Source organism: Geodermatophilus sp. Leaf369 (assembly GCF_001424455.1).
Lineage (GTDB): Bacteria > Actinomycetota > Actinomycetes > Mycobacteriales > Geodermatophilaceae > Klenkia.
The window spans coordinates 79,426-105,645 of sequence record NZ_LMQA01000001.1; the positions used below are offsets into that span (position 1 = coordinate 79,426).

Below are 26,220 nucleotides of genomic sequence, written 5' to 3' on the forward strand. Positions count from 1 at the left end.
GGACCCGCAGGTCCGCCCTGTGGCACGCCCAGGATCACACCCGGCGCAGCAGCTGCACGAACATCGCGTCGGTGCCGTGCCGGTGCGGCCACAGCTGCAGGGCGTCCCCCCGCGCGGCGTCGGGCACCTCGGGAAAAAGCCCGGCGACCGGGAGCAGCTCGACGTCGTCCCGCCCGGCGACGGTCGCCACCACGTCCACGGTCTCCACGGTGTGCGGTGAGCAGGTCACGTAGGCCACCACTCCCCCGGGCCGGACGGCGGCCAGCGCGGCGTCGAGCAGCTCGCGCTGCAGCTCGGCCAGCGGGGCGACGTCCTCGGCCGTGCGCCGCCAGCGCACCTCGGGACGACGGCGCAGCGCGCCCAGCCCGGTGCACGGTGCGTCCAGCAGCACCCGGTCGAAGGAGCCCGGCTCCCACGGGCCCTCGCGGCCGTCGGCGACCAGCAGCTCGACGTCGGGCTCCTGGCCCAGCGCAGAACGGACCAGCTCGACCCGGTGCTCGGACCGGTCGGCCGCGGTGAGGTGGACGCCCGCGGGCCGGACGGCCGCCAGCAGTGCCGCCTTCCCGCCCGGCCCGGCGCACAGGTCCAGCCAGCGGGTGTCGGTGCCCTCCAGCGGTGCGCGGGACAGCGCGAGGGCGGCCAGCTGGGAGCCCTCGTCCTGCACCGCGGCCGTGCCGTCCTTCACCGCGGTGAGCTTCCCGGGGTCGCCGCCGTGCAGCCGGACCGCGTACGGCGACCACGGGCCGGGGTCCCCGCCGGAATCGGCGGCCAGGGCGTCCCGGTCGGTGTGCCGGGCGACCAGGTGCACCTCGGGGGCGGCGTCGTCGGCCAGCAGGGCGGCCTCGAGCTCGGCATCGGCGCCCAGCGCCTCCCGCCAGGCCTGCACGATCCACAGTGGGTGGTCGGTCAGCAGCGCCAGCCGCTCGTCCCCGGTCACCCCGAGGGCGGTGATCCACTCCTCGCGCGAGCCGCCGGCGGCGACCTTGCGCAGCACGGCGTTGACCAGCCCGGAGGCGCCGGTGCCCACGATGGCCCGGGTGAGGGCCACGGTGGTGTCGACCGCGGCGTGCGAGGGCACCCGCAGGTCGACCAGCTGGTGGGCGCCGAGCCGCAGCAGGTCGAGCACCCGCGGGTCGAGCTCGGCCAGCGGGCGGCTGACCAACCCGGTGAGGACGGCGTCCAGGGTGCCGGTGGCGCGCAGCGTGCCGTAGGCGAGCTGGGTGGCGAACCCGGCGTCGCGGGGCTCCAGCCGGCGCTCGCGCAGCAGCTGGGGCAGCAGCAGGTTGGCGTAGGCGGCCCGGGAGGAGACGCCGTCGAGCACGTCGTAGGCGGTCAGCCGCGCGCCGTCCAGCACCGGGCGGACCCGGCGGGACTCCGGACGGGCCTGCACGGTGCGCGGGCCGGCCGGGCGGCCGGTGCCGCGGTTGCCGCCGCCCCGACCGGTGCCGCGGCCGGTGCCCTTGCGGGGGCCGGTCACGCGCCCACCTGCTCGCCGTCGGCCGGCCGGGCGCCGCGCGCCCAGTCGACGGCTGGCAGCATCTTCTTCCCCGCCGGCTGGACCTCGCCGAGCCGGACGGCACCGCGACCGGTGCCCACGAGCACACCGGTCGGTCCGACCGACACCTCGCCGGGGGCCAGGGCCAGGGAGCTGTCCAGCGGCTCGACCGGACCCAGCCGCAGCCGGTCCCCGCGCCACGTCGTCCAGGCGCCGGGGGCGGGGGTGACCCCGCGGACCCGGCGGTCGACCACGTGCGCCGGCAGCGACCAGTCCACGCGGGCATCGGCGGTCTCGACCTTGGGGGCCAGCGAGACACCCTCGGCGGGCTGCGGTTCGGGCACCAGCGAGCCGTCGGCGATGCCGTCCAGGGTGGCGACCAGCAGCCGGGCGCCGGTGACGGCGAGCCGGTCGAGCAGCTCCCCGGCGGTGTCGCGCGGGCCGATCGCCTCGGTGACGACGCCGAAGACCGGCCCGGTGTCCAGGCCCGCCTCCAGCTGGAAGGTGGCCGCGCCGGTGACCTCGTCACCGGCCATCACCGCGTGCTGCACCGGGGCGGCGCCCCGCCAGGCCGGCAGCAGCGAGAAGTGCAGGTTGACCCAGCCGTGCCTCGGGACGTCGAGGGCGACCGGGGGCACCAGCGCCCCGTAGGCGACCACCGGGGCGCAGTCGACGGCGAGGTCGGCGAGCTGCTCGAGGAACTCGGGCTCCCGGGGCGAGCGGGGCTGCAGCACCGGGATGCCCGCCTCGTCGGCGTGCTGGGCGACCGGGGAGCGCACCTCGCGGCGGCCACGGCCGGCGCGGGCGTCGGGGCGGGTGAGCACCGCGACCACCTCGTGGTCGCTGGCGAGCAGGGCGGTGAGCGACGGGACCGCCGGTGACGGCGTCCCGGCGAAGAGCAGCTTCAGTGCGGGCTCACCTTCACGACGGGGGCGGGTGCCGGGCTGCCGTCGGGCAGCCAGGCGGCATGGCCCTGCCACTCGGCGTCGCCGAGCACGGACAGGGCGGCCGCACGGGCCTCGGCGTCGAGGCGGTCGACGAACAGCACGCCGTCGAGGTGGTCGGTCTCGTGCTGGATCGCCCGGGCCAGCTTGTGCGAGCCCTCCACCCGGATCGGCTCCCCGTGCACGTCCCAGCCGGAGGCCGCGACGTAGAGGTGCCGGCGGCAGTCGAAGCGGTAGCCGGGGATGGAGAGGCACCCCTCGGCGTCCTCCTCGGTCTCCTCGCCCACCGGGACGACGTCGGGGTTGACGATGTGCCCGACCTCGCCGTCGACGTACCAGGTGAAGACCCGCAGACCCACGCCGATCTGCGGGGCGGCCAGACCGGCACCGCCGGCGGCGTGCATGGTCTCGGTCAGGTCGGTGACGAGCGTGCGCAGCTCGGCGTCGAAGTCGACGACGGGGGCGGCCACGGCGCGCAGCACCGGGTCGCCCATGATCCGGATGGGGGTGACGCTCACCGGGCGAGGATACGGGCCCCGGGAGGACGACGACGCCGCCTGCTCCGGCCCGGTAGCGTTCCGGCATGGCCCGCCATGCACAGCACCGCGCCCGCGCCCTGCTCAGCAGCGCCCTGGACGGCGTCGTCGTCGGCGCCGCCCAGGCTGCCCTGGACCACCCCCGCCGGTCCCCGGGCCGCCGCCGGCTGTACGCCGGCATCGCCACCGCCGTCGCCACCGACGCCCTGGCCGCCGAGCTGCCCACCCTGCAGGCCGTGGCCGCCGGGCGACCGCCCCGTCCGGCACACCCGGAGGAGCAGCAGCTCAGCGTCACCGCCGGGCTGATCGCCGTCGGCTGGGGGCTGACGGCCACCGTGCTGGACGGGCCACTGGCCCGGGTGCTGGCCCGCCGCGGCCACGACCGACCGCACCTGGCGCTGGGCATCGGGGTGGGGCTGCTCACCGCGGCGTCGACGCTGCCGTTCTGGTGGCGACGCTCGACGGTGCGGATCGCCGACGACGTGGCCCTGGCCGCCGAGGAGGCCGACCTCGCCGCGTGGGAGGCCGAGCTGGCCGCGGCCGACCAGCACTGACCTCGTCCCCGGCTAGAGCTCCGGGGGGTCCAGTTGCACCCGGACGTGCTCGGTGACCTTCCTGGCCGACCGCACGCCCTGCACGTCGTGCAGCGCGCGGGCCAGCGCGACGCCGTCCTGACGGGGCACCCGCACCAGGAACCGCTCGCGCTCCTCGTCGGCGGGCTGACCCGGCCGGTACGGCTCGGGCACCGGACCCAGCACGTCGGCACCCGGGGGCAACCGCAGCGCGTCGAGGAACTCCGCCAGCGCGGCCGGTGAGGCACTCAGCGCGGCCAGCCGGGTCACCGGCGGGAAGCCCAGCTCGCGGCGGTCGGCGAGCTCCCGGGCCGCCAGCCCGGCCGGGTCCCAGCGCACCAGGGCCTGCACCACCGGGTGCCCGGCGTCGGCGACGACCACCACCTGACCGCCCGCAGGCGCCGGGCGCACCAGGGCCGCGGCGTTCGCCCACCGCCGCATGGTCTCCTCCCCCGCGCGCAGGTCGGCCCGGCCCAACAGCGCCCAGGAGTCCAGCAGCAACGCCGCCCCGTAGCCGCCGGGGACGACGGGCTCGGCGCCCGGGGTGGCGACGACGATGGCCGGCCCCGGCTCGACCTCGGCCAGCACCGACCCCCGGCCGCTGACCCGCACCGGTGCACCGGCGAACGCCCGGCCCAGCTCCTCCGCCGTGCGGGAGGCACCGACGACCGAGGCGCGCAGCTTCGTGCCGTGGCAGTGCGGGCAGTCGAAGACCGCCGCGGGCCGGGCGCACCACCGGCAGGCCGCGACCCGGGCACCGGAGGCACCGGGCGAGGCCGCGACCCCCAGCGGGCCGGCGCAGTGCACGCACCGGGCCGGTGCCCGGCAGCGGTCGCAGACCAGCCCGGGGGCGTACCCGGCGCGCGGGACCTGGACCAGCACCGGGGCACCGGCGGCCAGGGCCTCCCGGGCGACCCGGAACGCCAGCGAGGGCAGCCGGGCGCTGCGGGCGGCGGGGTCGCGGGCCAGCTCGGAGTCCTCGCCCAGCGCCTGCACCCGGGGCGCGGCCTGGCGGACCGTGGCCCGGTCGGCGACCAGCTCGTGCGCCCAGCCGGACTCCACCAGCAGTGCCGCCTCCGCGGTCCGCGCGGTGCCGGCCACCACCGCAGAGCAGCCGGCCAGGTGGGCGCGCTGGACCACGACGTCCCGGGTGTGCGGGTAGGGCGCGCGGGGCTCGGCGTGCAGGTCGTCGCCGTCGTCCCAGACCACGACGAGGCCCAGGTCGCGCACCGGGGCGAACACCGAGCCCCGGGTGCCCAGCACGACCTGGGCAGTGCCGCGGGAGACGGTGAGGAACCGGCCGTAGCGGGTGTCGGGCGAGGAGTCCGCGCGCAGCACCGCGACCGAGCCCTTGGGCAGCTGGGTGGCCGCGGCCGCGGCGAGGCGGTCGAGGTCCTTGCCGTCGGGGACCACGACGAGTGCACCCCGGCCGCCGGACAACGTGGCCCGGCACAGCTCGACCAGCCGGGTCGGCCAGTCCTCCCCCGGCAGCGCCGTCCAGACCGCCCGGACCGGACGGCCGAGGGCGAGGGCCTCCAGGAAGGCCTCGCCGGTCGGGTAGCGGGCGAACCCCGTGGGGTCCGGCGGCTCCGGGGCCGGCGGCGGGTCGGCGACCGGCCGCTTCTCCGGGGCACCGCGGCGCGGCGGGAGGGCCAGCCGCAGCACGTCGGTCATGACCCCGCCGTGCCGGTCGGCGACCGCGCGGGTCAGCTCGGCCACCTCGGGGGTGAGCACGGGCTCGGACGACACGACCTTCGCCAGCGCGGCGAGCTTCCCGGTGTGCGTCGTCGTCGAGCCGACCTCGAGCACGACGCCGTCCACCAGCTGGCCGGAGAACCGCACCCGCACCCGGCAGCCGGCCACCACGGCCTCGGCGAGGTCGTCGGGGACGGCGTAGTCGAAGGGCCGGTCCAGGTGCGCCAGGGGCACGTCGACGACGACCCGGGCCACCCGCAGCTGCGGGCGACCCGGGTCGTCGGGGATCGGGAGGGTGGTCAGACGGCTGACTTCAGCGCGTCGACGCGGTCGGTCTTCTCCCAGGGCAGGTCCAGGTCGGTGCGACCGAAGTGCCCGTAGGCCGCGGTCGGCCGGTAGATCGGCCGGAGCAGGTCCAGGTCGCGGACGATGGCACCGGGGCGCAGGTCGAACACCGAGGTGATCGCCTTCTCCAGCACGTCGTCCGGGACGGTGCCGGTGCCGAAGGTCTCCACGAACAGACCCACCGGGCTCGCGGCGCCGATCGCGTAGGCGACCTGCACCTCGCAGCGGCGGGCCAGACCCGCGGCGACGACGTTCTTGGCCACCCAGCGCATGGCGTAGGCCGCCGAGCGGTCCACCTTCGACGGGTCCTTGCCGGAGAACGCACCGCCACCGTGGCGGGCCATGCCGCCGTAGGTGTCGACGATGATCTTGCGGCCGGTCAGGCCGGCGTCGCCCATCGGGCCGCCGATGACGAACTTGCCGGTCGGGTTGACCAGCAGCCGGTGCCCGGTGGTGGGCAGGCCGAGCGCGGCGAGCTCGGGCTGGACCACCAGCTCCTCGATGTCAGGGGTCAGCAGCGTGTCGATGCTGATGTCCTCGGCGTGCTGGGAGGACACGACCACGGTCTCCACGCCCACCGGACGGTCGTCCTCGTAGACCACGGTGACCTGGGTCTTGCCGTCGGGACGCAGGTAGGGCACCGAGCCGTCCTTGCGCACCGCGGACAGCCGCTTGGAGAGCCGGTGGGCCAGCGCGATCGGCAGCGGCATGAGCTCGGGGGTCTCGTCGCTGGCGTAGCCGAACATCAGGCCCTGGTCGCCGGCGCCCTGGCTGGCGATGAGGTCCTCGGCGGCCGCGGCGCGGTCGGCGGCACCGGTGCGGGTCTCGTACCCGACGTCGACGCCCTGCGCGATGTCGGGCGACTGGGCGCCGAGGGAGACGCTGACGCCGCAGGAGGCGCCGTCGAAGCCCTTGCGCGAGCTGTCGTAGCCGATGCCCAGGATCGTCTCGCGGACGACCTTGGCGATGTCGACGTAGCCGCCGGTGGTGACCTCACCGGCGATGTGCACCTGGCCGGTGGTGATCATCGTCTCGACGGCGACCCGGCTGCGCGGGTCCTGGGTGAGCATCTCGTCCAGGATCGCGTCGCTGATCTGGTCGGCGATCTTGTCCGGGTGTCCTTCGGTGACCGACTCGGACGTGAACAGACGACGTGACACTCGGGACTCCCTGGGCGGACTGAGGTGAGCTGCGCGGCTGCGCACTCCGGTGGTGCTGGGTCCTGCTGACGGTCTTCGGCGCCTCCGGTCCGGTCGGACGGGGCACCGGTCGACGAGGTTACCGGCGCGGACCCAGTCGGTCTGCAACGGCGTGCCAGATCCCGGCCGCGACGACGTCCTTGGGTCCGGTGGGCACCTCGGTGGCCGACCCGTCGGCCGCCAGCACGGTGACCGCGTTGTCCGGCCGGCCGAAGACCTGCCCGCCGGAGACGTCGTTGACCACCAGGAGGTCGCAGCCCTTGCGGGCGAGCTTGGCGCGGGCGTGGGTGAGCACGTCGGCCTCGGCGTCCCCGGTCTCCGCGGCGAACCCGACGACCAGCTGCCCCGCCGGTCGGGCGGTGACCAGCCCGGCGAGGACGTCGGGGTTGCGGGTGAGCGCGACCTCGCTGGGCTCGCTCCCGCTGCCCTTCTTGAGCTTGGTGGTCGCGACCGCGGTGGGCCGGAAGTCCGCGACCGCGGCGGCCATGACGACGACGTCGGCAGCGGGGGCGTGCTCGACCATCGCCGTCTGCAGCTCCTCGGCGGAGCCGACCGGCACGACGCGGCAGCCGAACGGGGCGCCGTCCTCGACGTTGGCGGCGACCAGGGTGACCTCGGCGCCGCGGGCAGCGGCGACCCGGGCCAGTGCCCAGCCCTGCCGGCCCGAGGACCGGTTGCCCAGGTAGCGGACCGGGTCCAGCGGCTCACGGGTGCCGCCGGCACTGACCAGCACGCGGCGTCCGGCCAGGTCCGGGGCCAGGGCCGCGGCCCCGCCGGCGAGCACGACCTCGGCCAACGCGGCGACGTCGGCGGGCTCGGGGAGCCGGCCGGGCCCGGAGTCCGGGCCGGTGAGCCGGCCGACCGCGGGCGGGAGGACGACGGCACCGCGCCGGCGCAGGGTGGCCACGTTGTCCTGGGTGGCCGGGTGCAGCCACATCTCGGTGTGCATGGCCGGCACGAAGACCACCGGGCAGTGTGCGGTGAGCAGGGTGGCGGTGAGCAGGTCGTCGGCCCGACCGGACGCCGCGCGGGCCAGCAGGTCGGCGGTCGCCGGGTTGACCAGCACCAGGTCGGCGGTCTGGCCGATCCGGACGTGCGCGACCTCGGGGACGTCGTCCCAGACCTCGGTGCTGACCGGGTTGCCGGAGAGCGCCTCGAAGGTCGCCGCGCCGACGAACCGCAGCGCCGACGCCGTCGGCACCACCCGCACGTCGTGCCCGCGCTCGGTGAGCGCGCGCAGCAGCAGTGCCGACTTGTAGGCGGCCACGCCGCCCCCGACGCCCAGCACGATCCGGCTCATGGGCTCAATACTCCCCAGCAACGACAGAACCCCCGACACCGGTCGGGGGTTCGATCACCATCCCGGGGGATGGAACGGCCTGGGTGCAGGGTCCCGCCGCGCGCGGAGCGTGCGGTGGGGGGCACCCAGGTCCTCTTTAGTTCTCGCCGGCGGTGTGGGTCAGCAGGCCCTCGTTGATCTCGCGCAGGGCGATGGAGAGGGGCTTCTCCTGGGGGGCGGTGTCGACCAACGGGCCGACGTACTCCAGCAGGCCCTCGGAGAGCTGGCTGTAGTAGGCGTTGATCTGGCGGGCCCGCTTGGCCGCATAGATGACCAGGCCGTACTTGCTGCTGGTGCGCTCGAGCAGCTCGTCGATCGGCGGGTTGGTGATGCCCTCGGGGGCAGGTGCGACTCCGGACACGGGCGTGGGACTCCTCGGTAGGACGGTGCGCTGGGGGCCGATCGCAGGGTGCTGCGCTCAGGCCGGTGGTGGCGCAGTCAGCAAGACTACCAACTGGTCGGCGGCCCGGGCGACGTCGTCGTTCACCACGACCACGTCGTAGTCCCCGACGGACTCCAGTTCGGCCCGCGCGATGGCCAGCCGACGCTCGATCACGTCGGCCGGTTCGGACCCCCGACCCGACAGCCGCAGGGTCAGCTCCTCGAACGACGGCGGGGCCAGGAAGACCAGCTGGGCGTCGGCGGCGCGGCTGCGCACCTGGCGGGCGCCCTGCATCTCGATCTCCAGCAGCGCCGGGTTGCCGGAGGCCAGCTGCTCCTCGACGGGGGCCCGGGGGGTGCCGTAGCGGTTGCCGGCGTACTCCGCCCACTCCAGCAGCCCGTCGTTGTCGATCAGCCACTGGAAGGCCTCGTCGTCGAGGAAGAGGTAGTGCTCCCCCTCGACCTCGCCGGGTCGGGGCTTGCGGGTGGTCACCGAGACCGACACCCACACGTCGGGGTGCCGTCGTCGTACCTCGGCGACGACCGTCCCCTTCCCGACCCCGGAGGGTCCCGAGAGCACCGTCAGTCGGGCAGGCGGTCGAGCCACTCTCGGCAGTCCTCGGGGTCGGGTCGGGGGGGTGCGGGTCAGGCGGACTGGTCGCCGGCGAACTCGGCCTCGAGGGCCTTGCGCTGGTTGGCGCCCAGGCCACGCACGCGGCGGGTCGGGGAGATCTCCAGCCGCTCCATGATCTTCGCAGCGCGGGCCTTGCCGACACCCGGGAGGGACTCCAGGACGGCGGAGACGCGCATCTTGCCGATGATCTCGTCGGTGTCGCCCTGCTTGAGGACGTCGCCGACGGAGGTGCCCTTGCTCTTGAGCTTCTCGCGGAGCTCGGCGCGGACCTTGCGGGCGGCGGCGGCCTTCTCGAGGGCAGCAGCGCGCTGTTCGGGGGACAGCTCGGGGAGAGGCACGGTGAACCAATCGTGTCGTGCCGGCGGCTCTCCCGCCGGCGGGGGATCTCGGGTGTGGGGGGTGGACGAGCAGGGGGTGCGGGGGTGGCCCGTCTGCTAGAGCCTGGCGGCCAACCTAGTCACCGTGAACGCGCAGGTCACGTGCCCCCCGGGGGCCCGTGGGCGGACCCGTTGTGCTGCTCCACCAAACGACACGCCCCCGTCCGGCTACTCAGCGTGATGACTGCTGGTCGCGCCGGGGGCCACCTCGGCGTCACCTGTCGTCCACCGGGGATCCGGTCACGGCCGGGATCGGAACCCGACCAGGACGCACCTGCCGGCCCCGGCCTGCTCAGCGGTCCGGCGTGGGCCTCAGGGCCGGCCGCGACGGCCCAGCGCGAACCCGGCGACACCGGCGAGCACCAGGAGGCCGGTCACGAGCAGGGCGAGCCCGACCAGGTGTCCGGTGTCCCAGGAGACCGTGAACGGCGGGTCGTCGAGCTGCAGGGTCAGCGTGCTCCCGTAGGCCGGCGACGGCTCATAGGACCCCGCGTAGGAGACCGACGGGTGGGTGTTCGTCCACCAGAACGTGGCCACCCCCGACAGCACGACCAGCAGGCCCACCGCCGCAGCCACCCGCAGCCGGGTCACCGCTGCAGGGCGTGCGCCCACCGGGCGGCCGCGGACCGCAGGCCCGGGACGTCCGGGCCGGCGGCCAGCACGTCCCGCGAGACGGTGGGGACGACGGCCTGGGTGTCACCGAAGAGCCGCCGCAGGTCCTCCGGCGTCCCGCCCTGGGCGCCCAGGCCGGGTGCCAGCACCGAGCCGCCGACACCGGTCAGGTCGACGTCGAGCTCGGGCAGGGTGGCACCGACGACGACACCGCACGCGCCCAGCTCCGCCCCCCAGGACCGGGAGGCCGGGCCGTTCCACCGGCAAACCGTGTCCACGACGGCCTGCGCCACCGACCGCCCCTCGACCACGGCGTGCTGAAAGGTGCCCGCATCGGGGTTCGACGTGCGGGCCAGCACGTAGAGCCCGCCGCCGTGCCGCTGCGCCGCGTCGACCGCCGGCTGCAGGGAGTCCGGGCCCAGGTAGGGGCTGACGGTGAGCGCGTCGACGTGCAGCGGGTGGCCCGGCTCGAGCACCGCGGCGTAGCCGGCCATCGTCGAGCCGATGTCACCCCGCTTGGCGTCCAGGAGCACCAGCGCCCCGGCCGACCGGGCCGCAGCCACGGCGTCCTCCAACACCGCCAGACCGCGGGAGCCGTGGCGCTCGTAGAACGCCGACTGGGGCTTGAGCACCGCGACCGACCCGGCGAGCGCGTCGACCACGGCGTCGGTGAACCGGCGCAGCCCGTCGACGTCGTCGGTGAGACCCCAGGACAGCAGCAGCTCGCGGTGCGGGTCGATCCCGACGCACAACGGGCCGCGCTCGGCGACCACGGCCGACAGCCGCGCACCGAAGGCGGCGCTCACCGGCCGTGCCGTCCGGAGGACTCCTCGGGTGCCCGGTGGGCGTAGCCGATGGCATCGGCGAGCCGGCCGAAGCCCCGCTCCCCCAGCGCCTCGGCCAGCTCGGCGTGGATCCGGGCCGGGGCGGACGGGTCGTTGAACACCGCGGTGCCCACCGAGACCGCCCCGGCACCGGCGAGCACGAACTGCAGGGCGTCCAGACCGGTGCGGATGCCGCCCATGCCCAGGATCGGCACGTTGGGCAGCGCCTGGTGCACCTGCCACACGCAGCGCAGGGCCACCGGCCGGACCGCCGGGCCGGACAGCCCGCCGGTGACCCCGCCCAGCACCGGGCGCATGGTGTCGGTGTCGATCACCAGCCCGAGCAGGGTGTTGATCATCGACAGGCCGTTGGCGCCGGCATCGGCACAGGCCCGGGCCACCGAGACGATGTCGGTGACGTCGGGGGTGAGCTTGGCGTAGACCGGGTGCGCGGGGTCGGCGGCCGCGCGCACCGCGGCGAGCACCTCGGCCGAGGCGTCGGGGTTGCAGGCGAAGACCTCGCCACGGCTCTCCACGTTCGGGCAGGAGATGTTGACCTCCAGGCCCAGCACCCCGGGGGCGCCGCGCAGCCGCTCGGCGAGCTCGGCGAAGTCCTCGGTGCGCGACCCGGCGATCGACACGAACGCCTGGGCGCCCCGCGCGGCCAACCACGGCAGCTCGTCGGCCAGCAGGCCCTCGATGCCCGGCCCCTGCAGCCCGATCGAGTTGATCATCCCGCTGGGCGTCTCGGCCATCCGCGGGGTGGCCCGGCCCGACCGGGGGCGCAGCTGCACCGACTTGGTCACCACCGCCCCGATCGACGCCAGGTCGAAGAACGGGTCGAGCTCCCGGCCGAAGGACGAGCAGCCCGAGGCGGTGAGCACCGGGCTGACCACGGGCCTCCCGCCGATCGAGGCCTGCATGTCCACACTGGGGGCCTCCAGGTCGAACCCGGCCAGCTCCGATGCGGCGGTCACGGCGTCTCCCCCTCGATCGCGGGCGTGTGGGCCACGCCCATCGCGTCGGCGCCGACCACGTCGGGGGGCAGCGTGCCCACGTCGCGGAACCGGACACGGTCCCCGGCGAAGACCGGGCCCTCCACGCAGGACCGGGCGAACCGGCTGCGTCCGTCGGCGCCGACCACCGGCAGCACGCAGGTCATGCAGACCCCGATCCCGCAGGCCATCGACTCCTCGACCGCCACCCAGGACGGCACGCCCCGGTCGGTGGCCAGGCCGGCGACGGCCTCCAGCATCGGCATCGGGCCGCAGGCGTAGACCACCCCGGCACCACTGACCAGCTCCGCGACCGGACCGGTCACCCGCCCCTGGCGTCCGACGCTGCCGTCGTCGGTGGTGACCACGAACGGCGCGGCCACCTCGGTGAGCTCGTCGACCGAGCACAACCGGGCCTCGTCACCGGCCCCGACGACCGCGGCCACCTCGTGCCCGCGCGAGCGCAGCAGCCCGCCCAGCCCGACCAGGGCGGCCGCGCCGTACCCCCCGCCGACCAGCAGCGCGGGCGTGCCCGGCGCGGGCAGCGGGAACGGCCGGCCGAGCGGGCCGACCACGTCGACCTCGTCGCCGGGCCGCAGCCCCGCCAGCCAGGTGGACCCGGCGGCCCGGGCGGACACGACCACGGAGAACCGGCCGCCACCCACCCCGGCGATCGCGATGGAACGGCGCAGCAGCATCGCCGAGGTGGGCCCACCGACGGCGAAGGCGACGAACTGCCCGGGCTGGGCGACGTCGGCGATGTCCGGCGCCTCCAGGGTCAGCTCGGTGTAGGCACTGACCGGCCGGCTGCCGACCACCACGGCCAGCCCCTGGACCGGGTCGTGCTCGGGCGGCGGGGCCGGCTGACCGAGCTTCTCCCGCACCGTGCCGGGCACCGGGGGCAACACCCGTTCACCGGTCGAGGTCTCGTCGGTCACCGGGCGGCCTCAAGCGCCGCGGCCCGCGAGACCGCCAGGGCGGCGTGCAGGTCCTGCAGGCTCCGCACCCCGATGTCGCCCCGGCGCAGGGCCTCCACGCCCTGCACCGCTGCCGCCATGCCCTGCACGGTGGTGATGCACGGGATGCCGGCGGTGACCGCTGCGGTGCGGATCTCGTAGCCGTCCAGCCGCGGACCGGAGTTGCCCGGGGCGCCGAACGGGGTGTTGACGACCATGTCCACCTCCCCGGCCAGGATGGCCTCCACGACGTTGCCCGGCCCGTCGGAGTACTTCCCGACGACGGTGCAGGCGACCCCGTTGCGGCGCAGCACCTGCGCCGTGCCGGCGGTGGCCAGCACGGTGAACCCGAGGTCGGCCAGCCGCTTGACCGGGAAGACCGCCGAGCGCTTGTCCCGGTTGGCCAGCGACACGAACACGGTGCCCTCGGTGGGCAGCGAGCCGTAGGCGGCGGCCTGGGACTTGGCGAACGCGGTGCCGAACTCGGCGTCGAGGCCCATCACCTCGCCGGTGGACTTCATCTCCGGGCTCAGCACGGTGTCCACGCCCAGGCCCTCGGCGGTGCGGAACCGGTTGAAGGGCAGCACCGCCTCCTTGACCGCGATCGGGGCGTCGTCGGGGGTGTCGGTGCCGTCGCCCTGCACGGGCAGCACGCCGGCGGCCCGCAGCTGCACGATCGTCTCCCCCACCGCGATCCTGGCCGCGGCCTTCGCCAGCGGGACCGCGGTCGCCTTGGACACGAACGGCACCGTGCGGCTGGCCCGCGGGTTGGCCTCCAGGACGTAGAGCACGTCGTCCTTGAGCGCGTACTGCACGTTCATCAGCCCGCGCACCCCGATCCGGGCGGCCAGCTTCTCCGTCGCCGCGCGGATCGCCCGCAGGTCGGTGGAGCCCAGCGTGATCGGGGGCAGCGCGCACGCGGAGTCACCGGAGTGGATGCCGGCCTCCTCGATGTGCTCCATGACCCCGCCGAGGTACAGCTCGGTGCCGTCGTAGAGCGCGTCGACGTCGATCTCCACGGCGTCCTCGAGGAACCGGTCGATGAGCACCGGGTGGTCGGGGCTGACGTCGGTGGCCTTGGCCAGGTAGGCCTCCAGCGTGGCGTCCTCGTAGACGATCTCCATGCCGCGCCCGCCCAGCACGTAGGAGGGCCGCACGAGCACCGGGTAGCCGATGGAGGCCGCGATGGCCCGGGCCTCGTCGAACCGGAACGCGGTGCCGTGCTTGGGGGCGGGCAGCCCGGTGTCGGCGAGCACCCGGGAGAACTCCCCGCGGTCCTCGGCGGCGTCGATCGCCTCCGGGGCGGTGCCCAGCACCGGCACACCGGCGTCCTTGAGCCGCTGGGCCAGCGCCAACGGAGTCTGCCCGCCCAGCGTGCAGATGACCCCGGCGACCGGGCCGGCGGCGCGCTCGGCCTCGACGACCTCGAGCACGTCCTCGAAGGTGAGCGGCTCGAAGTACAGCCGGTCGGCGGTGTCGTAGTCGGTGGAGACGGTCTCGGGGTTGCAGTTGACCATCACCGCCTCGTAGCCGGCGTCCTGCAGGGCCATCACCGCGTGCACGCACGAGTAGTCGAACTCGATGCCCTGCCCGATGCGGTTGGGCCCCGAGCCCAGGATCAGCACCGCGGTCTTCTCCCGCGGCGCCACCTCGGTCTCCTCGTCGTAGGTCGAGTAGTGGTAGGGCGTCGTGGCCTCGAACTCCGCGGCACAGGTGTCCACGGTCTTGTAGACCGGCCGGATGCCCAGCCGCCACCGCAGCGTCCGGACGCCGTCCTCACCGGCCAGCTCGGGCCGCAGCGAGGCGATCTGCCGGTCGCTCAACCCGTGCCGCTTGGCCCGGCGCAGCAGCTCCGGGGTGAGCGAGGGCGCCTCGCGCACGGCGGTGCCGATCTCGTGCACCTGCAGCACCTGATCGACGAACCACGGGTCGAAGCCGGACGCCTCGGCGACGGCCTCGACGCTCGCCCCGGCGGCCAGCGCCCGCTCGGCCACGTACAGCCGACCGTCCAGCGGGGTGCGCAGCTGCTCCACCAGCTCCTCGGCGGTGGCCTCGGGCTGCACGGGGCCGGTCCAGAAGCCCACCTGCGGGGTCTCCGTGGACCGCATCGCCTTGCCCAGGGCCTCGGTGAAGTTGCGGCCCATGCTCATGACCTCGCCGACGCTCTTCATCGTCGTGGTCAGCCGGGGGTCGGCGCCGGGGAACTTCTCGAAGGCGAACCGCGGGATCTTCACCACGACGTAGTCCAGCGTGGGCTCGAACGCCGCCGGGGTGACCCGGGTGATGTCGTTGGTGATCTCGTCGAGGGTGTAGCCGATGGCCAGCTTGGCGGCGATCTTGGCGATCGGGAACCCGGTGGCCTTGGAGGCCAGCGCGCTCGAGCGGCTCACCCGCGGGTTCATCTCGATCACGACCAGCCGCCCGTCGGCCGGGTTGACCGCGAACTGGATGTTGCAGCCACCGGTGTCCACCCCGACCGCGCGGAGCACGGCGATGCCGACGTCGCGCATGTGCTGGTACTCGCGGTCGGTGAGCGTCATCGCCGGCGCCACGGTCACCGAGTCACCGGTGTGCACGCCCATCGCGTCGATGTTCTCGATCGAGCAGACGACCACCACGTTGTCGGTGTGGTCGCGCATCAGCTCGAGCTCGTACTCTTTCCAGCCCAGCACCGACTCCTCGACGAGCACGGTGTGCACCGGTGAGTCGGCCAGGCCGTGGCCGGCCATCCGGCGCAGCATCTCCTCGTCGGTGGCGAAGCCCGAGCCCAGCCCGCCCATGGTGAAGCTGGGCCGGATGACCACCGGGTAGCCGACCTCGGCGGCGGTGGCCAGTGCCTCCTCGACGGTGCCGCAGACCGTGGAGCGCGGGGCGTCGGCGCCGATGGAGCGGACGATGTCCTTGAACAGCTGCCGGTCCTCGCCCCGGTTGATGGCCTCGGCGTCGGCCCCGATCAACCGGACGCCGTAGCGCTCGAGCACGCCGTTCTCCTGCAGCGCGAGCCCGAGGTTCAGCGCGGTCTGCCCGCCCAGGGTGGCCAGCAGCGCGTCGGGACGCTCCTTCGCGATCACCTTCTCGACGAACTCCGGGGTCAGCGGCTCCACGTAGGTGGCGTCGGCGACCTCGGGGTCGGTCATGATCGTGGCCGGGTTGCTGTTGACCAGGCTGACCCGCAGGCCCTCGGCCTTGAGCACCCGGCAGGCCTGGGTGCCGGAGTAGTCGAACTCGCAGGCCTGGCCGATGACGATCGGCCCGGAGCCGATCACCATCACGTGCTGGATGTCGTCACGCCTGGGCACGGTCGGCCTCCATCATGTCCACGAAGCGCTGGAAGAGCGGTGCGGCGTCGTGCGGGCCGGCGGCGGCCTCGGGGTGGAACTGGACGCTGAACGCGGGGACGTCGAGGCAGCGCAGGCCCTCGACGACCTGGTCGTTGAGCCCGACGTGGCTGACCTCGACCCGCCCGTAGGGGGTGTCGGAGGCCCGGTCGAGCGGGGCGTCGACGGCGAAGCCGTGGTTCTGGCTGGTCACCCGCACCGAGTCGGTGACCCGGTCGAGCACCGGCTGGTTGAGCCCGCGGTGGCCGAAGGGCAGCTTGTAGGTGCCCAGGCCCAGGGCGCGGCCGAGGATCTGGTTGCCGAAGCAGATGCCGAACAGCGGCCGGCGGGCGTCGAGCACGCCCTTGACGGCGTCGACGGCGTAGTCGCTGGCCGCCGGGTCGCCGGGCCCGTTGGACAGGAAGACCCCGTCGGGGCCGGCGGCCAGCAGCTCGGCGGCGGTGGCCGTGGCCGGCAGCACGTGGGTCTCCACGCCGAGCTCGGCCAGGTGCCGCGGGGTGGCGGCCTTGATGCCCAGGTCCAGCGCCGCGATCGTGTACTTCCGCTCCCCCACCGCCGGGACGACGTAGGCCTGCTCGGTGGTGACCTCGGGGGCGAGGTCCGCGCCGCTCATCGAGGGTGCGGCGAGCACCCGGGCCAGCAGCTCGTCGGCGTCCAGCAGCTCGGTGGAGATGCCCACCCGCATGGCGCCGCGGTCGCGCAGGTGCCGGGTCAGCGCCCGGGTGTCCACCCCGCTGATGCCCACGACTCCGTTGTCGACCAGCTCGGCGTCCAGGGTGCCGGTGGACCGCCAGTTCGCGGGGCGGCGGGCGGGGTCGCGCACGACGAAGCCGGCCACCCAGATGCGGCGGGACTCGTCGTCCTCGTCGTTGACCCCGGTGTTGCCGATGTGCGGGGCGGTCATCACCACCACCTGGCGGTGGTAGCTGGGGTCGGTCAGCGTCTCCTGGTAGCCGGTCATCCCGGTGGAGAACACCGCCTCGCCGACCGTCGTCCCGGTGGCCCCGTAGGACTCGCCGCGGAACGTCCGGCCGTCCTCGAGGACGAGCAGCGCTTCACTCACTTCTGCACCTTCCCATCGAGCACCGACAGTTCTCCGCGCAGCAGCGTGTGCACCACGCGGGCGGGCAATTCGCGCCCGGCGTACGGGCTGTTGCGGCTCTTGCTGGCCAGCGCGGCCGGGTCGACCACGGCGCGCGCGGTGGGGTCGAGCAGCACCAGGTTGGCCGGCTCCCCCACGGCGATCGGGCGGCCCTGGTGGGTCAGCCGGCCGATCTCGGCGGGCCGCACCGACATCCGGTCGGCCACCTCGCGCCAGGTGAGCAGCCCGGTGTCGACCATCGTGTCGACGACGACGGACAGCGCCTGCTCCAGCCCGAGCATCCCGGGCCGGGCGGCCGCCCACTCGCACTCCTTGTCCTCACCGGCGTGCGGGGCGTGGTCGGTGGCGACGGCGTCGATCGCGCCGTCGGCCAGACCGGCCCGCAGCGCCGCGACGTCCTCGGCCGTGCGCAGCGGCGGGTTGACCTTGAACGTGGCGTCGTAGCCCTCGGCCTGCGCGTCGGTGAGGAGCAGGTGGTGCGGGGTGACCTCGGCGGTGACCTGCACCCCGCGCGACTTCGCCCAGCGGATCAGCTCCACCGAGCCCGCGGTCGAGACGTGGCAGACGTGCAGCCGAGCGCCCACGTGCTCGGCGAGCAGGACGTCGCGGGCGATGATCGCCTCCTCGGCGACCGCGGGCCACCCGGTGAGCCCGAGCCGGGCCGATCGGTCGCCCTCGTGCATCTGGGCGCCGACGGTCAGCCGGGGCTCCTCGGCGTGCTGGGCGACGACGCCGTCCAGCGCCTTGACGTACTCCAGGGCGCGGCGCATCAGCGCGGGGTCCGAGACGCACTTCCCGTCGTCGGAGAACACCCGCACGGTCGCGGCGCTGTCGGCCATCGCGCCGAGCTCGGCGAGCTGGGTGCCGCCCAGGCCGACGGTCACCGCCCCGACCGGGACGACGTCGACCAACCCGGCCTGCTGGCCCAGCCGCCACACCTGCTCCACCACGCCCGCGGTGTCGGCGACCGGGTCGGTGTTGGCCATCGCGTGCACCGCGGTGTAGCCGCCCAGCGCGGCAGCCCGGGAGCCGGTGAGGACGGTCTCGGTGTCCTCCCGGCCGGGCTCCCGCAGGTGGGTGTGCAGGTCGACCAGGCCGGGCAGTGCGATCAGCCCGGTGGCGTCGATGGTCTGCGCGGTCGAGGACAGGTCGGCGCCGATCGCGGCGACGACGCCGTCCTTGACCAGGAGGTCGACGGCGTCCTCGCCGTAGGGCCGGACGTTCTTCAGCAGGACGGTCACGCGGGGCCTCCGAGCAGCAGGTAGAGGACGGCCATGCGCACGCTGACGCCGTTGCCGACCTGCTCGACGATCGTCGAGCGGGGTGAGTCGGCCACGTCCGCGGCGATCTCCATGCCGCGGTTCATCGGGCCGGGGTGCATGACGATGGCGTCGTCGGAGAGGCGGGCCATCCGCTCGGCGTCCAGGCCGTAGCGGCGGCTGTACTCCCGGGCCGAGGGGAAGAACGAGGCGTTCATCCGCTCGCCCTGCACGCGCAGCATCATCACGACGTCGGCGGCGGGCAGCACGGCGTCCAGGTCGTAGGACACAGCGACCGGCCAGGACCCGACGCCGACCGGGAGCAGCGTGGGTGGCGCGACGAGGGTGACCTCGGCGCCCAGGGTGTGCAGCAGCCAGACGTTGGAGCGGGCCACCCGGCTGTGCAGCACGTCGCCGGTGATCACCACCTTCACGCCCTCGAGCCGGCCCAGCCGCTGCCGGATCGTGTAGGCGTCCAGCAGCGCCTGGGTGGGGTGCTCGTGGGTGCCGTCGCCGGCGTTGACCACGCTGCCGGCCACCCAGGTGGCCAGCCGGTGCGGTGCCCCGGAGGCCCCGTGCCGGACGACGATGCCGTCGGCGCCCATCGCCTCCAGGGTGAGCGCGGTGTCCTTGAGGCTCTCGCCCTTGGAGACGCTGGAGCCCTTGGCGGAGAAGTTGATGACGTCGGCGGAGAGCCGCTTGGCGGCCAGCTCGAAGCTGATCCGGGTGCGGGTGGAGTCCTCGAAGAAGAGGTTGACCACCGTGCGGCCGCGCAGCGTGGGCAGCTTCTTGACCTCGCGGCCGGCCAACGCGGACTCGATCTGTGCGGCGGTGTCCAGCACCAGGGTGGCGTCGGCACGGTCGAGGTCGGCGGCCTCCAGCAGGTGGCGCTTCACTGCTCGCCCCCGGTGATCGTCACGCCGTCCTCGCCGTCGACCTCGGCCAGCCGGACCCTGACCTGCTGGCTGCGCGAGGTCGGCACGTTCTTCCCGACGAAGTCGGCCTTGATCGGCAGTTCCCGGTGCCCGCGGTCCACCAGCACCGCGAGCTGGACCGCCCGGGGGCGACCGACGTCGCGCAGCCCGTCCAGCGCTGCCCGGACCGAGCGGCCGGAGAAGAGCACGTCGTCCACGAGCACCACGAGCCGGCCGTCGATGCCGGCGTCGGGCAGCCGGGTGTCCTCCAGGGCGCGGACCCCGCGGGTGCGCAGGTCGTCCCGGTAGAGGGTGATGTCCACGGTGCCGACGTCGACCGCGGTGCCGGTGAAGGCCTCGATGCGGGCGGCCAGCCGGCGGGCCAGCGGGGCGCCGCGGGTGGGGATGCCGATGAGCACCAGGTCGGCGAGGCCGTCGCCGGAGGAGGTGGAGCTGGCCGCCCGCTCGATGAGCTGGTGCGCGATCCGGTCCACCACGCGGGGGACGTCGTCGGCGGAGAGCAGCTGCTGGGGGTCGCCGGGGCCGGCGGATGACAAGGTCGATGGCGGGGCCATCAGGCCTCCTTCCCCGCCTCACGGGACGGGTCGTTAAAGGAGTGGTTCTGGTCCGGCGAGCACGCTAGCGCACCCCCCGGTGTGACCTGCGCCCGACGACGCACCCCCGATCGGGGTGGTAGCGGTGTCGCGCAGGCCCGCTACCGCGTACTCTCCGTGACCAGAAGGCCGTACTCAGCGTGACCAGCACGACCGACCCCCCGATCTCCAGTGAGCAGGACACCGATGAGCACCGACTACTCGCGGGCGCTGGGCGCCCGACTGCGGGCGATCCGCAACCAGCAGGGCCTGTCGCTGCAGGGCGTCGAGGACAAGTCGCACGGCCGCTGGAAGGCCGTCGTCGTCGGGTCCTACGAGCGCGGCGACCGCGCGGTGACCGTGCAGCGGCTCTCCGAGCTGGCCGTGTTCTACGGCGTCCCGGTGGCCGAGCTGCTGCCCGACCCCCGGCCGAGCTCGGCGGTCACCAAGACCACCAAGATCGTGCTGAACCTGGAGTCGCTGGGCTCGTTGCCCGCCGACGAGGCCGGCCCGCTGGCCCGCTACGCCTCGACCATCCAGGCCCAGCGGCACGACTACAACGGCAAGGTGCTGTCCATCCGCGCCGAGGACCTGAAGTCGCTGGCGATCATCTACGACATGAGCCCCGACGAGCTCACCAGCCGGCTCATCGAGTGGGGCGTGCTCTCCCCCGGCGCCGACGGCACCGGCTACGCCACCTCCGAGGAGGAGGACGAGCCGCTGGACTGGGAGCGTCGCCGCTCCCCGCGCTGACACCGCACGCAGAAGGGCCCCTCCCGCACCGCGGGAGGGGCCCTTCTGCGTCGGTCAGGCGGTGGGGATCTCCCGGCGGATGATGCCGCCGAGCACGCCGTTGACGTAGGACGACGAGTCGTCGGTGGACAGCGCCTTGGCCAGCTCCACCGCCTCGTCGATCACCACGGCGTCCGGGACGTCAGGCACCCAGAGCAGCTCGAAGACCGCCATCCGCAGGATCGCCCGGTCGACGTCGGGCAGCCGGTCCAGCGTCCAGCCGTCGGCGTGCTCGCCGATCAGCCGGTCGATCTCGGTGGCGTGCTCGTGCGCGCCCTCGACCAGCCGGACGGCGTGCTCGGAGACCGGCGGGTTGCTGTCGGCGACGCGCTCACGCAGCAGCTCGATGACGTCCCTGCTGCGCAGGTCGGCCTCGTAGAGCACGTCGACCGCGCGCTTGCGGGCCTTGGAGCGGGCAGCCACAGGTCAGCTGACCCGGCCGAGGTACCGGCCGTCGCGGGTGTCGACCTTGAGCTTCTCACCGGTGGTGACGAACAGCGGCACCTGGATCTCGGCACCGGTCTCCAGGGTCGCGGGCTTGGTGCCCCCGGTGGAGCGGTCGCCCTGCAGGCCCGGGTCGGTGTGCTGGACGACGAGCTCCATCGTGACCGGCAGCTCGACGAACAGCGGGACGCCCTCGTGCACGGCGACCATGGCCTCGGTGTTCTCCAGCAGGTAGTCCGAGGCGCTGCCCAGGGTGGCCGCGGAGACCGGGATCTGGTCGAAGGTGTCGCCGTCCATGAAGACGTAGTCGGCGCCGTCCTGGTAGAGGTAGGTCATCGTCCGCTTGTCGACGGTGGCCGTCTCGACCTTCAGGCCGGCGTTGAACGTCTTGTCGACGACCTTGCCGCTCAGCACGTTCTTCAGGGTCGTGCGCACGAAGGCGCCGCCCTTGCCCGGCTTCACGTGCTGGAAGTCGGTGACGGTCCACAGCTGACCGTCCAGCTTGAGGACGATGCCGTTCTTGAGGTCGTTGGTGGTTGCCATCTAGAGGACCAGCAGTTCCTTGCTCGTGAGGGTCAGGAGGTCGGCCGCGCCATCAGCCACGATCAGGGTGTCCTCGATCCGGACACCCCCGTGACCGGGGAGGTACACACCGGGTTCCACGGTGACGGCCATGCCGGCGGCCAGACTACCCGCGCCCAGCGCCGAGATGCCCGGAGCCTCGTGGATCTCCAGCCCCACCCCGTGCCCCAGGCCGTGGGTGAAGTGCTCCCCGTGGCCGGCCGCGACGATGACGTCGCGAGATGCGGCGTCCACCGCGGTGACCTCGACACCGACGCCCAGCGCTGCCCGCCCGGCCGCCTGGGAGGCCGCCACCAGCTCGTAGACCTCGACCTGCCAGTCGGCGGCGTGGCCCAGCACCAGGGTGCGGGTCATGTCGGAGTGGTAGCCGTCGACGGTGGCGCCGAAGTCCAGCTTGAGGAAGTCCCCGCCGCGCAGCTCGGTGCCGTCGGGCCGGTGGTGCGGGATCGCGGAGTTGGCTCCGGCGGCCACGATCGTCTCGAAGGACGGCGCCTCCGCCCCCAGGGCCAGCATCCGGGCGTCCAGGTCGCGGCCGACGGCGAGCTCGGTGCGGCCCGGGCGCAGCGCGCCCTCGGCGGCGAGCTCGGCCAGCGCCTGGTCGGCCACGGTGCAGGCCCGGCGCAGCGCGTCGACCTCGTCGTCGTCCTTGACCGCGCGCAGCGCCTCGACCGCACGGCGGACGCTGACCAGCTCGGTGCTGCTCCCCTCGAGCGACTGCTCCAGGGCGCGCAGTCCGTCGACGGTGACCTCGTGCGACTCGTACCCCAAGCGGCCGGTGCCGGCGGCCGCGCGGGCCAACGCGCCGACCGTGCCCCGGTCGACCAGCAGCTCGACGTCGGGCACCTGCGTGCCGGCCTGGGTGGTGTACCGGCCGTCGGTGCCGAAGAGGTCGGCCCCGTCGGTGCGCACCAGCAGCGCTCCGTTGGAGCCGGTGAAGCCGGTCAGGTACCGGACGTTGAGCAGGTTGGTGACCAGCACGGCGTCCAGTCCGGCCTCCGCGGCCCGGGCCTTCAGCCGGTCGCGCCGTCCGGCGTGGTCCATCACCGCACCCCCTTCTCGGCCAGGTAGCGCAGCGCCGCCTCGTAGCCGAAGACACCGAGCCCGGCGATCACCCCGTCGGCGACGGCGGAGACGTAGGAGTGGTGCCGGAAGGGCTCGCGGGCGTGCACGTTGGTGATGTGCACCTCGACGACCGGGGCGTCGACCTGGGCGAGCGCGTCGCGCAGCACGACCGAGGTGTGCGTCCAGCCGGCGGCGTTGACCACCACGGCGGTGCCGGTGTCGGCGGCCTGGTGCACCCAGCCGAGCAGCTCGGCCTCGCTGTCGGTCTGCCGGACGGCGACGTCCTGCCCCAGCTCGGCGGCGACCGCCTCGATCCGGGCGACCAGGTCGGCGTAGGTGGTCGAGCCGTACTTCTCCGGCTCCCGGGTGCCCAGGCGCCCCAGGTTGGCGCCGTTGAGGACGACGATGCTCATGCGCTCTGCTCCACTGCTGCCCAGGCTGTCCGCAGCCAGGCCTCGTCGGGGTCGGTGAGGATGCCCGGTCGGCCGAGCCCGTCGAGCACCACGAACCGCAGGCTCGACCCGCGGGACTTCTTGTCCACGGCCATCACGGCGCGCAGCTCGGCGAAGTCCCCGGCGTAGGTCACCGGCAGGCCCATCGCGGCCACCAGGTCGCGGTGCCGGTCGGCCTCGGCCCGGGACAACCGCCCCGCCGCGGCACCGAGCTCGGCGGCGAAGACCAGGCCCACGGCGACCGCGTCGCCGTGCCGCCAGCCGAAGTCCTCCACCTTCTCGATGGCGTGGGCCAGCGTGTGGCCGTAGTTGAGGAACTCCCGGCGGCCGGTGTCGTAGAGGTCCTCGCCCACCGCGTCGGCCTTCACCTGCACGGCGCGGGCGATGAGCTCGGTGGTCGAGGACCGGCCGGTGGGGTCGGCGGTGAGCAGGTCGAGCACCGCGGCGTCGGCGATGAACCCGCACTTGACCACCTCGGCGAGCCCGGACCGGAACTCCTCCTCCGGGAGGCCGTCGAGGGTGTCGGTGTCGATCAGCACGGCGACCGGCGGGTGGAAGGCACCGACCAGGTTCTTGCCGGCCGCGGTGTTGATCCCGGTCTTGCCCCCCACGGCGGCGTCGACCATCCCCAGCAGGCTGGTGGGCACCTGCACCACCCGGACACCGCGCAGCCAGGTGGCCGCGACGAAGCCGGCCAGGTCGGTGACCGCTCCCCCGCCGACCCCGACGACGACGTCGGAGCGGGTCAGCCCGAGCCGGCCGAGCTCGGCCCAGAGACCCGCCGCGACCCCGGCGGTCTTGGCCTGCTCGCCGTCGGGCACCACCAGCGCCTCGGCGGCCAGCCCGGCCTGCTGCAGGGTCTCGACGACCCCGCCGGCCACCGCCGCGAGCGACGCGGTGTGCACCACGGCGGCCCGGGTGGCCCCGGCGATCGCGCCCCCGGTGAGGAGGGCGAGCTCGGCGGTGGCCCCGGGGCCGATGACGACCTCGTAGGGCACCGGGCCGGCCACGGTGATCCGCTGCAGCTCGGTCACGGCGCGCTCTCCTGGCCCACCCCGGCGAGCACGTCGGCGACGACGTCCTCGACGGTCCGGCCGCCGGTGCGCACGTGCAGCGTGGAGACCTCGGTGTAGAGCGGCGCCCGGGTCTCCAGCATCTGGCGCAGCATCTGCCGCGGGTTGATGCCCAGGATCGGCCGGTCACGGCTCAGGCCGACCCGCTGGGCGGCCGAGGGCAGGTCGACGTCCAGCCAGACCACGGTGACGCCCTCGGCGACGAGGTCGACCAGCAGCGCCCGGGTGTGCGCGCTGAGCACCGCGCCGCCCCCGAGGGCGAGGACCCCGGTGTGCTCGGCCAGCGCGCGGGCGACCGCCCGCTCCTCCAAGGCGCGGAAGTGCGGCTCGCCCTGGGTGACGAACAGGTCGGCGATCGTCGTGCCGGCCTCGGCCTCGACGTCGTGGTCGGTGTCCCGGAACACCACGCCCAGCCGCTGGGCCAGCGCCGTCCCCACCGTGGTCTTGCCCGACGAGGGCGGCCCGACGAGGACCACCAACCCGGTACCCGGTGTGCTCACCGCCAGGTCAGCGCGTCGAGGTAGCCGGTGACGTTGCGCCGGGTCTCGGCGACCGAGTCGCCGCCGAACTTCTCCAGCACGGCGTCGGCCAGCACCAAGGCCACCATCGCCTCCATCACGACCGAGCCGCGGGGCACCGCGCAGGCGTCGCTGCGCTGGTTGATCGCCACCGCGGCCTCGCCGCTGGCGGTGTCCACGGTGTCCAGCGCGCGGGGCACGGTGCTGATCGGCTTCATCGCGGCACGGACCCGCAGCACCTCGCCGTTGGTCATCCCGCCCTCGATGCCCCCGGCGCGGTCGGTGCGGCGGCGGACGGCGCGGTCCCCGGTCAGCTCGATCTCGTCGTGGGCGACCGAGCCGCGGCGGCGCGCGGTCTCCAGGCCGTCCCCGACCTCGACGGCCTTGACCGACTGCACGCCCATGAGCGCACCGGCCAACCGGGAGTCCAGCCGACGGTCCCAGTGCACGTGGCTGCCCAGGCCCGGCGGCAGGCCGTGGACCACGACCTCGATGACGCCGCCGAGGGTGTCGCCGGTCTTCCGGGCGTCGTCGACCTCGGCGACCATCAGGCCCGAGGTGTCGGGGTCGGCGCAGCGCACCGGGTCGGCGTCGATCCGCTCGTTGTCGTCGGCGCCGGGCAGCACGCCGTCGGGGACGGTCACCGGGCCGATGCCCACCACGTGGCTGACCACGTGGACGCCGAGGGCCTGCTCCAGGAACGCGCGCGCCACGGTGCCCAGCGCCACCCGGGCGGCGGTCTCCCGGGCGCTGGCCCGCTCCAGCACCGGTCGGGCGTCGTCGAAGCCGTACTTCTGCATGCCGGCCAGGTCGGCGTGACCGGGGCGGGGCCGGGTGAGCGGGGCGTTGCGGGCCTGCCCGGCGAGCACCTCGGCGTCGACCGGGTCGGCGGCCATCACGGTCTGCCACTTGGGCCACTCGGTGTTGCCGACCTGCACGGCGATCGGCCCGCCCTGGGTGCGGCCGTGCCGGACGCCCCCGGTGAGGGTGACGGTGTCGGTCTCGAAGCTCATCCGGGCGCCGCGGCCGTGGCCGAGCCGACGCCGGGCCAGCTGGTGGTCGAGGTCGGAGGTCTGCACCTCCACCCCCGCCGGGAGCCCCTCCAGGATGGCGGTGAGCTGCGGACCGTGCGACTCACCAGCGGTCAACCAGCGCAACATGGGGGTGAGTCTGCCAGCCGGGTACGA

The 26,220-nt window shown here is 74.5% G+C and carries 26 protein-coding genes and 1 pseudogene; 2 read left to right on the forward strand and 25 right to left on the reverse strand.

What is annotated here, in order from left to right; all coding sequences use genetic code 11:
• Nucleotides 1-34: 34 nt before the first annotated feature.
• Genes ASG36_RS00380 through def form a run of 3 tightly spaced genes read right to left on the reverse strand, consistent with a single transcriptional unit; the run spans nucleotide 35 to nucleotide 2,957 of the window.
• Complete coding sequence (locus tag ASG36_RS00380; protein WP_082522687.1) at nucleotides 35-1,477, reverse strand: RsmB/NOP family class I SAM-dependent RNA methyltransferase; 1,443 nt, start codon at nucleotides 1,475-1,477, stop codon at nucleotides 35-37.
• On the reverse strand, nucleotides 1,474-2,457 hold the full coding sequence (fmt, locus tag ASG36_RS00385; RefSeq protein ID WP_369794072.1) for a methionyl-tRNA formyltransferase: 984 nt from the start codon (nucleotides 2,455-2,457) through the stop codon (nucleotides 1,474-1,476). Before fmt ends, ASG36_RS00380 begins: the two co-directional genes overlap by 4 nt.
• Nucleotides 2,400-2,957: a peptide deformylase gene (gene def / locus ASG36_RS00390; RefSeq protein ID WP_055757958.1), complete on the reverse strand. Its 558-nt coding sequence runs from the start codon at nucleotides 2,955-2,957 to the stop codon at nucleotides 2,400-2,402. The genes fmt and def overlap by 58 nt, the downstream gene beginning before the upstream one ends.
• A gap of 65 nt (nucleotides 2,958-3,022) precedes the next feature.
• Here def and ASG36_RS00395 point away from each other — a divergent pair, with 65 nt between their 5' ends.
• Entirely contained in the window at nucleotides 3,023-3,529 is a 507-nt protein-coding gene (locus ASG36_RS00395) for a hypothetical protein (RefSeq protein WP_055757962.1), read from the forward strand.
• Nucleotides 3,530-5,203: 1,674 nt separating this feature from the next.
• Here ASG36_RS00395 and ASG36_RS23035 read toward each other — a convergent pair.
• From ASG36_RS23035 to pyrR, 15 genes and pseudogenes are all read right to left on the reverse strand, one after another.
• Nucleotides 5,204-5,497, reverse strand: a pseudogene (locus ASG36_RS23035) (primosome assembly protein PriA); the annotation flags it as partial.
• Nucleotides 5,498-5,541: 44 nt separating this feature from the next.
• A complete protein-coding gene (metK, locus tag ASG36_RS00405; protein ID WP_055757968.1) occupies nucleotides 5,542-6,747 on the reverse strand; it encodes a methionine adenosyltransferase in 1,206 nt (401 codons plus the stop codon).
• 118 nt (nucleotides 6,748-6,865) lie between these two features.
• Nucleotides 6,866-8,086: a bifunctional phosphopantothenoylcysteine decarboxylase/phosphopantothenate--cysteine ligase CoaBC gene (gene coaBC, locus ASG36_RS00410; RefSeq protein ID WP_055757971.1), complete on the reverse strand. Its 1,221-nt coding sequence runs from the start codon at nucleotides 8,084-8,086 to the stop codon at nucleotides 6,866-6,868.
• Between the two features lie 136 nt (nucleotides 8,087-8,222).
• On the reverse strand, nucleotides 8,223-8,486 hold the full coding sequence (rpoZ, locus tag ASG36_RS00415; RefSeq protein WP_014741310.1) for a DNA-directed RNA polymerase subunit omega: 264 nt from the start codon (nucleotides 8,484-8,486) through the stop codon (nucleotides 8,223-8,225).
• Nucleotides 8,487-8,543: 57 nt separating this feature from the next.
• Nucleotides 8,544-9,086 (reverse strand): guanylate kinase, encoded by a 543-nt coding sequence (gmk, locus tag ASG36_RS00420; protein WP_055757974.1) that lies wholly within the window; start codon nucleotides 9,084-9,086, stop codon nucleotides 8,544-8,546.
• Between the two features lie 65 nt (nucleotides 9,087-9,151).
• Nucleotides 9,152-9,478, reverse strand: coding sequence for an integration host factor, actinobacterial type (gene mihF, locus ASG36_RS00425; RefSeq protein ID WP_055757977.1), 327 nt, complete (start codon nucleotides 9,476-9,478; stop codon nucleotides 9,152-9,154).
• A gap of 351 nt (nucleotides 9,479-9,829) precedes the next feature.
• Complete coding sequence (locus ASG36_RS21685) at nucleotides 9,830-10,108, reverse strand: hypothetical protein (protein ID WP_055757980.1); 279 nt, start codon at nucleotides 10,106-10,108, stop codon at nucleotides 9,830-9,832.
• Complete coding sequence (pyrF, locus tag ASG36_RS00435) at nucleotides 10,105-10,935, reverse strand: orotidine-5'-phosphate decarboxylase (protein WP_055757983.1); 831 nt, start codon at nucleotides 10,933-10,935, stop codon at nucleotides 10,105-10,107. The genes ASG36_RS21685 and pyrF overlap by 4 nt, the downstream gene beginning before the upstream one ends.
• Nucleotides 10,932-11,930, reverse strand: coding sequence for a dihydroorotate dehydrogenase (locus ASG36_RS00440; protein ID WP_235494447.1), 999 nt, complete (start codon nucleotides 11,928-11,930; stop codon nucleotides 10,932-10,934). Before ASG36_RS00440 ends, pyrF begins: the two co-directional genes overlap by 4 nt.
• On the reverse strand, nucleotides 11,927-12,886 hold the full coding sequence (locus tag ASG36_RS00445; protein WP_235494449.1) for a dihydroorotate dehydrogenase electron transfer subunit: 960 nt from the start codon (nucleotides 12,884-12,886) through the stop codon (nucleotides 11,927-11,929). Before ASG36_RS00445 ends, ASG36_RS00440 begins: the two co-directional genes overlap by 4 nt.
• Complete coding sequence (gene carB, locus ASG36_RS00450; RefSeq protein ID WP_055757985.1) at nucleotides 12,883-16,203, reverse strand: carbamoyl-phosphate synthase large subunit; 3,321 nt, start codon at nucleotides 16,201-16,203, stop codon at nucleotides 12,883-12,885. The genes ASG36_RS00445 and carB overlap by 4 nt, the downstream gene beginning before the upstream one ends.
• Nucleotides 16,190-17,305 carry a glutamine-hydrolyzing carbamoyl-phosphate synthase small subunit gene (carA, locus tag ASG36_RS00455; RefSeq protein WP_055757989.1) on the reverse strand — a complete coding sequence of 372 codons (1,116 nt, stop codon included), beginning with the start codon at nucleotides 17,303-17,305 and terminating at the stop codon, nucleotides 16,190-16,192. The genes carB and carA overlap by 14 nt, the downstream gene beginning before the upstream one ends.
• The gene (locus tag ASG36_RS00460; protein ID WP_055757992.1) at nucleotides 17,302-18,585 is read right to left on the reverse strand and encodes a dihydroorotase; all 1,284 of its coding nucleotides are present in this window, start codon (nucleotides 18,583-18,585) and stop codon (nucleotides 17,302-17,304) included. The genes carA and ASG36_RS00460 overlap by 4 nt, the downstream gene beginning before the upstream one ends.
• Nucleotides 18,582-19,499, reverse strand: coding sequence for an aspartate carbamoyltransferase catalytic subunit (locus ASG36_RS00465; RefSeq protein ID WP_055757995.1), 918 nt, complete (start codon nucleotides 19,497-19,499; stop codon nucleotides 18,582-18,584). Before ASG36_RS00465 ends, ASG36_RS00460 begins: the two co-directional genes overlap by 4 nt.
• The gene (pyrR, locus tag ASG36_RS00470; RefSeq protein ID WP_055757997.1) at nucleotides 19,496-20,092 is read right to left on the reverse strand and encodes a bifunctional pyr operon transcriptional regulator/uracil phosphoribosyltransferase PyrR; all 597 of its coding nucleotides are present in this window, start codon (nucleotides 20,090-20,092) and stop codon (nucleotides 19,496-19,498) included. The genes ASG36_RS00465 and pyrR overlap by 4 nt, the downstream gene beginning before the upstream one ends.
• 225 nt (nucleotides 20,093-20,317) lie before the next feature.
• On the opposite strand from pyrR, the gene ASG36_RS00475 reads away from it, so the two are divergent.
• Complete coding sequence (locus ASG36_RS00475) at nucleotides 20,318-20,863, forward strand: transcriptional regulator (RefSeq protein WP_082522689.1); 546 nt, start codon at nucleotides 20,318-20,320, stop codon at nucleotides 20,861-20,863.
• Between the two features lie 54 nt (nucleotides 20,864-20,917).
• Here the strand turns inward: ASG36_RS00475 and nusB are convergent, their stop codons facing one another.
• Genes nusB through aroC form a run of 7 tightly spaced genes read right to left on the reverse strand, consistent with a single transcriptional unit; the run spans nucleotide 20,918 to nucleotide 26,193 of the window.
• Entirely contained in the window at nucleotides 20,918-21,325 is a 408-nt protein-coding gene (gene nusB / locus ASG36_RS00480) for a transcription antitermination factor NusB (RefSeq protein WP_055758000.1), read from the reverse strand.
• 3 nt (nucleotides 21,326-21,328) lie between these two features.
• Complete coding sequence (gene efp, locus ASG36_RS00485) at nucleotides 21,329-21,889, reverse strand: elongation factor P (RefSeq protein ID WP_055758002.1); 561 nt, start codon at nucleotides 21,887-21,889, stop codon at nucleotides 21,329-21,331.
• Complete coding sequence (locus ASG36_RS00490; protein ID WP_055758006.1) at nucleotides 21,890-22,969, reverse strand: Xaa-Pro peptidase family protein; 1,080 nt, start codon at nucleotides 22,967-22,969, stop codon at nucleotides 21,890-21,892.
• Complete coding sequence (gene aroQ, locus ASG36_RS00495) at nucleotides 22,969-23,403, reverse strand: type II 3-dehydroquinate dehydratase (RefSeq protein ID WP_055758009.1); 435 nt, start codon at nucleotides 23,401-23,403, stop codon at nucleotides 22,969-22,971. The genes ASG36_RS00490 and aroQ overlap by 1 nt, the downstream gene beginning before the upstream one ends.
• Nucleotides 23,400-24,476 carry a 3-dehydroquinate synthase gene (gene aroB / locus ASG36_RS00500; protein ID WP_055758011.1) on the reverse strand — a complete coding sequence of 359 codons (1,077 nt, stop codon included), beginning with the start codon at nucleotides 24,474-24,476 and terminating at the stop codon, nucleotides 23,400-23,402. Before aroB ends, aroQ begins: the two co-directional genes overlap by 4 nt.
• The gene (locus ASG36_RS00505; protein ID WP_055758014.1) at nucleotides 24,473-25,015 is read right to left on the reverse strand and encodes a shikimate kinase; all 543 of its coding nucleotides are present in this window, start codon (nucleotides 25,013-25,015) and stop codon (nucleotides 24,473-24,475) included. Before ASG36_RS00505 ends, aroB begins: the two co-directional genes overlap by 4 nt.
• A complete protein-coding gene (gene aroC / locus ASG36_RS00510) occupies nucleotides 25,012-26,193 on the reverse strand; it encodes a chorismate synthase (RefSeq protein WP_055758017.1) in 1,182 nt (393 codons plus the stop codon). The genes ASG36_RS00505 and aroC overlap by 4 nt, the downstream gene beginning before the upstream one ends.
• Nucleotides 26,194-26,220: the final 27 nt, after the last annotated feature.